Raw genomic sequence first — 1,250 nt, forward strand, 5'->3', positions numbered from 1 at the left:
ACTTTTTGCCGCATACCCTATTTAGGAGAAAACTGCTCGATTCAATAATTTGAGCCAAAACCCAATATTTTTAAAGACATCGGTGCAGTTTCCCGCAAGTATCGCTCATTTTTGATAGACAAAAGTTATTGCTGTCACCCCCAACACAACTTTACTGTCCCACTCGCCAAATTTTGATAGTATCGTCCTTACTCCCACTAGCTAAATAGCGGCCATCGGGACTATATACTACTGATTGAACTGAGTCAGAATGACCAGTTAGGGTTTTATAAAGAGATGGATTATCTACTAAACCAGAAATCAAAAATTGAGGAGTTACAGGAAATCTTTTATATTTTAAATAACCATAAACTTGCGTTATTCCTATCCCTAATAACAAAACGCCACCAAGAGCATTCATTCTATTTCTCAGATTATTATTTTTAACCGGTTGTGCTGGTGTTTTTTTGGGTACAGCCACGGGTGAAACTGGCGGAGAAGGATTAATCTTAGGAATAACCTGTGGTTGTTTTTGAGTTACAACAGGCTGCGGATTTGGTGGTGGAGATGTTATAGTAGGAGTTATAGGAGGTAACTTTAATTGCCTTTCAATCTCATCCAAACGCTGTAAAATAACCCTAGTATTAGCCGGTCTATTCTTGGGTAATCTTCCCATTAACTCGTCAATAAAATCCAACAATAACGGGTGAATATTTTCCGTTTCTTCTCGCCAAGCTAAAACATCATTAACCGCATCATAAATTTCTAAAGGATGTTTTCCGGTTAATAAATGCACAAAAGTTCGTCCTAAAGCATAAAAATCTGATTGAATCACCGCCTGGCTATGTTGTTGTTCATTGGGTGTATATCCGACCGAGGTAATACCTGTCACCTGTTGACCTTTTCCCTTTTGATGATAGGTTTGGGTTTCTTCCCTTGCTGTCCCTGCTGTCCCAAAATCAATTAACACCAACTCGCCACTATTCCGCAACATAATATTAGGGGGTTTAATATCTTGATGCATCCAATTCTGTTGATGAATTTTATCGAGAATTAAAGTAATTTCTCTCAGCCATTTTAAGGCTCGTTTTTGACTTAATTTATCATACTGCTTTAGCCACTGTTCTAAATTAATACCCTCCACTTTTTCCATAACTAAACAGTGTAATATTTTCCCTTCTCTCGTGGAATATTGAAAATAGGCATCCGCTCGAGGAACACCGGTGACATTTTGACGACTTAACTCTAATAAAACGTCATATTCCCGTTTA

General features: G+C 37.8%; 1 pseudogene. It reads right to left on the reverse strand.

Annotated elements, in window-relative coordinates:
• Positions 1 to 160: 160 nt before the first annotated feature.
• Positions 161 to 1,250, reverse strand: a pseudogene (locus PX636_RS10610) (protein kinase domain-containing protein); the annotation flags it as partial.

Source organism: Microcystis sp. M53598_WE2 (genome assembly GCF_030067735.1).
Classification (GTDB): Bacteria; Cyanobacteriota; Cyanobacteriia; order Cyanobacteriales; family Microcystaceae; genus Microcystis; species Microcystis aeruginosa.